The organism is Bradyrhizobium sp. (genome assembly GCF_049798375.1).
Classification (GTDB): Bacteria; Pseudomonadota; Alphaproteobacteria; order Rhizobiales; family Xanthobacteraceae; genus Bradyrhizobium.
Genome location: NZ_JBARGP010000003.1, coordinates 1 through 4,742, shown reverse-complemented (window position 1 = coordinate 4,742; position 4,742 = coordinate 1). Strand labels below are relative to the sequence as shown.

The 4,742-nt window shown below is 65.5% G+C and carries 4 protein-coding genes; all 4 read right to left on the bottom strand.

Annotated elements, in window-relative coordinates:
- Positions 1–14: 14 nt before the first annotated feature.
- Entirely contained in the window at positions 15–866 is an 852-nt protein-coding gene (locus WA702_RS00055) for an amidohydrolase family protein (protein WP_425108483.1), read from the bottom strand.
- A gap of 203 nt (positions 867–1,069) precedes the next feature.
- Positions 1,070–2,038, bottom strand: a complete 969-nt coding sequence (locus tag WA702_RS00050; RefSeq protein WP_425108482.1) for an MBL fold metallo-hydrolase — start codon at positions 2,036–2,038, stop codon at positions 1,070–1,072.
- Positions 2,039–2,235: 197 nt separating this feature from the next.
- Positions 2,236–3,432 (bottom strand): AAA family ATPase, encoded by a 1,197-nt coding sequence (locus WA702_RS00045; RefSeq protein WP_425108481.1) that lies wholly within the window; start codon positions 3,430–3,432, stop codon positions 2,236–2,238.
- Between the two features lie 11 nt (positions 3,433–3,443).
- A partial coding sequence (locus WA702_RS00040; protein WP_425108480.1) for an AAA family ATPase occupies positions 3,444–4,742 on the bottom strand: 1,299 nt, incomplete at its 5' end.

The following is a 4,742-nucleotide window of genomic DNA, read 5'->3' as shown; positions in this document are numbered from 1 at the left end:
CGGTTGGAAAACACTCAGCCCTTCGCGGGCAACCAGCGATAGGCCTTGGCGCAGGCGCCGCCCATCAACATGGCGCGCTCGGTTTCGCTGAGGCGGTCGGTGCGCAGGAACGGCTCGACGGCTTGTTCGTAATTGACGACCGCAAAGGCGCGGGTCCAGTCGGTGCCCCAGAGGCAGCGTTCGAAGCCCCAGGCGTCGAAGATGCTCGCCAAGGGATCCCAGATGTCCTGATACGGGTAGGGCTCGTGCGACAGCGTGCAGGCGCCGCTGACCTTGATCACGACGTTCGGACGTCTCGCAAGTTCGAGAACTTTTGGAAGATCGGCCCAAGAATCCTTCGCGTCCTGCGGCGCCGGCGGCACGCGCGGCTGCAGGATGCCGAGATGATCGAGGATGAAGCGGGTGTCGGGATGGCGATCAATCAGCGTGGCGCCGGCGTCGAGATTGCCCCAACACAGCACGTTGACTGGGAAGTCGTGCCGCACCGCCGCGCGCGCAATGCGGTCGATGACCGGGCTGGCCGGGTCGCGCTTCAGCTCCGGCGTCAGAATGATGCGGATGCCGACGGTGCCCGGCGTCGCCTTCCAGTCGGCGATGACGTCCTCGACCGCCGGATCATCCGGATCGACCGGCTTGACGATGGCGAGCCGGGTCGGATGCGCGCGCTGCACCTCCACGGCATAGCTGGCGTCGTAGCGATACATCGAAAAGGCGGAGATGAAGATGGCGCCATCGACGCCAACCTTGTCCATCGCCGCTACCATCTCATCGCCGGTGACGTGATCAGGCCAGTTCGGCACGGTCGCCCAGGGCCGCTTCAGCGTGTTCGCCTCATAGGCATGAACCTGGGAATCGATGATCGCCATCTGGCAGCTCCTCCGGTGGTCCGCTCTGTTTTTGGGCAGCACATCAGTCGACGTAACGCAATGCTAACGTGACACAAGGCTGCACGACCTGTTCCTGCTCATGCAGCCTGCTGTTAAGATGGCATCAGACCATCGCGGCAGGCGGAGGGCAAACCGCAAATCCGCCGCCTGGCCTTGCGCTCACGACGGGGCGCGAGCCGCGATCAGCAGCCGCCGGTGCACTTGCCGTCGGCGTCGAACTCCATGGTCTTGCCACTCAGCGGCAGATAGACCGGGATGTGCACCGCTTCCTTGAAGGCGGCCGTCCGGGTGTTCGGCAGCAGCTTGCCGTCCTTGGTCGCCGCCTCGTTGGCATGCGAGGGGATCACCGCGGCCGGCTTGACCAGATCGTTGATGACATAGGCCGCGGTCGCGGGACCGGTCGTGAAGACGTCGCCGATGTTCAGCACGGCGAGCTTGGCGTGAAATTCGCGCTGGATCACGGCTTCCTGGTCTGCGATCACGCCAGTGTCGCCCGACAGATAAACCGTGAGCCCGTTGGAGAAGCGCAGCACATAGCCGCCGGGCGGCCCGACGTCGGCGGTCAGGCCGTTGGCCTGCATCTGCTTGGCGAGATCGCCGGAGAGAAACGCCGGGCTGACGCCGTTGCTGTGCGCCGCCGGGACGCTCCAGATCGAGACGCCGCCGAGCTTGGCCATGGCGCCGAACCGCAGCGTGATCACCTGCGCCTTGTCGCCGCCGGCCGCGGGAATCCGCGTACCGAAGAAGCTGTTCATCTCGCCGCCGACAAAGAACTTGGCCTTTTTCGCGACCACGATCTTCTCGGTGTTCGAGCTAGGGGTATCGGTGACGTCGAATTCCGGCTTGCCGCAGTCGCCGGCATTCGCCTTCGCGGCATGGATGTCGCCGAGATGGTCGCCGTGGGCGTGGCTGAGCAGCACACCGTCGATCCTGCCGAGCCTGGGATCATCGGCGCCGCGCACAGTGCGCCCTGCGTCGTAGAGGATCCGCGTGCCGTAGGGATCCTCGAAGATCATCGCGCGGTCGAGCGCGCAGAACTCGCCGTCATGGCTGCCCAGTGGCGTGACCTTCACATCGGCCGCAAATGCAGGTTGAACGGCGACGCTCATCAGGCCGCCAAGCGCAGCCAGAACCAATGATACTCGTGTCATGATCGTGTCCCCGGTTTGGCTGATGTCCGCGTGCCGCACGTCGAGCCGGCTGTCGCGGCGGACCGGACAAAGTCACCGGCCCGGCAGCCTGCTTATCAGAGCCCGGCGGCGCCTCTCAACACGGACGCGTGAAAGTGCTGATAGAGCGACCATAACCGTGGATGCAGGCGCGACGGCTTCGTCTGCCGCGCGAAACATCATGCCTCCTCATCTTCGTCCTCATCGTCGACATCATCCGCGTCGGCATCGTCCTCGTCATCCTCGTCGGCAAACACGCCCGAGAGCTTCAGCCCTTCGATGCCAGTCGCGCCCTTCGACTTGATGACGCGCCGCGCCGGCTTCCCGGTCTCCTCCTTGAGGTGCCCGGCGAACTCCTCGGAATGGGTGACGATCCAGATCCGGCTGCGTCCGGCGGCTGATGCGATCAGGCGGGCGAGCGGCGGCAGCAGCGTGGGATGCAGGCTCGCCTCCGGCTCGTTCAGCGCGATCAGCGGCGGCAGCCGATAGCCCATCAGCGCGCCGAGCAGGCAGAGATATTTGAGCGTGCCATCCGACAGCTCGTGCGCCGCAAAGGGCCTGGGCATGTCGGGAAAGGTCAGGCTCACGGCGCACAGGCTGCCCTCTTGGAATGCGCGCAGGCGCGCGCCGGGAAAGGCGTCGTGGATGGCGGCACCGATTTCAGTCGTATCCCCGCGGATGACCGACAGCGTCGCCAGCACCGCGGCAAGGTCATGACCATCCGACGACAATGTCGGCGTTGTGATGGCATGGCAGGGCTGACGGATCGGCGAACCGGCATCAGTGCGAAAATCATGATAGAGCCGCCAGCCTAACAGCTCCCGCCTGATCGCCTCGAGCTCGGGATAGCGGGCGCCGTCGCGGAACGCAGCCAGCGCGGTCTCGGATGACAGCACTGCGAATTCGTGGCTTTCCCGTTCGCCCTTGTCATTGCGCAACATGACCACCGACCCGGTGCGGTCCATCATCACCACGTCGCGCCGGCCATGGTGACTGGTCAGACGCTCCGCCTTGATCATCGGCTCCAGACCAAACGCGGCCTCGTCAGGATGGGGTATGCCGAGCTGCACCTCGTAAGAATGCGGCATCCCGGCCTTGGCACCATAGTCCAGCTCGTCGAACAGCGCCTTGAGCACCAGCCGCACCGGCTTGCGGTCCTTGCGCGGACCGGCCCAAAGCACCGAGTTGAGCCCGCCCTCCTCCGCGATGGCGCGCGTGATGGTGCCGTCGGCGGCGGCGCGCAACAGCGCCAATGCCTTGTAGAGGTTGGTCTTGCCGACGCCGTTGGCGCCGACGAAGATGCTGAGCTGCTCGACCGGAAGCCAGAGCTTGCGGACCGAGCGATAGTACTTGATGCTGACGGCGGAGAGCGGCATGCGCAAACCGATCAGACTGACTCGAGGGCGTGCAGCGGCCCACCATCGGCGCCGCCGAGCAGCCTGACGTTCAACCGGCCGCCGGTGAACAGCATGTCGTCCAGCGCCTCGGCGAGATCGTCAGAGCTTGCTGCGCTGCCATCGCCGCGCGTCACGTTGAACTGCGCGACACGGCGCATCAGCTCCTTGATGAAGGCCGCGCTGACGCCTTTGGTGCGCACCACCGCATCGGCCACGATCACGTCCGTCAGCGCCAGGCCGCCGCCATATAGCCGCACCAGCTTGGAACGGCCGACGTCGTCGGGCAGAGGCACTTCGATGGCCTGGTCGACCCGTCCCGGCCGCCCCGCCAGCGCGCCCTCGAGCTGCTCGGGCCGGTTGGTGGTCAGCACGAACAGGATGTCGGCATTGTCCTTCAGGCCGTCCATCTCGTTGAGCAGGCTGTTGAGCAGCGATTCCTCGCACAGGCTGTTCATGTCCTCGCGGGCGCGGGCGATCAGGTCGACGTCCTCGATCACCACCATCGCCGGCTGCAGCAGCCGCGCCAGCGCCATGTAGTGCGGCAACAGCCCCATCTGCTCGGCGGTGATGAGCAGCGTGGTGTGACCCGGCAGATTGGCCGCGAGGTAGCGGATGGTGTGGGTCTTGCCGGTGCCCGGCGGGCCATAAAGCAGAATGCCCTTGCGTGTCGATTGGCCGAGCCGCCGCAGCGCCTCGCGGCTCTCGATGAAGCGGATCACGTTGCGGTCGAGCAGCTTCAGCGTCGGCTCGGGCAGGATGACCTCGTCGCGGCCGACATGCGGCAGCCGGTGCACCATGATGCCCTGCGAGCGGCCGCGGTAGTTGGCCTCTCCTTCGAGCGACAAGACCTTGCCGCGGTACGACCGCGCCAAGCTGATTGCCGCTTCGAGCTCGGCGAAACAGCGCCGGACGAAGCTTGCGCCATCTTCGCCGGCCGGCACCGCAATCTCGACATGGCTATAGGCCGCGCTACCATACTCACGGTTGAACGACAGCATGAACGCGTAACGCTGGTCGCCGTCACGGCCGAGCCACAAACCGTTCTTGAGGCACTTGACCGGCCCATCGTCACCGACGTCGATGTCCAGGAATTGCGCCGCGGAGATCATCGCTGGCTCTGCGGTCCGCAACAGGTTGGCGTACGTCAAGCTATCGGAACGGTACTGCTCGTGCAGACCGAAGAAGCGCAGCGGTGCGCCTGAGAATAATTTGTCGATGGCGACCTGCACATCGGCACGCATGTGCCCGGGGAATTGTCGCGACGTGGTGACGATCTCGTCCGGGGCGAG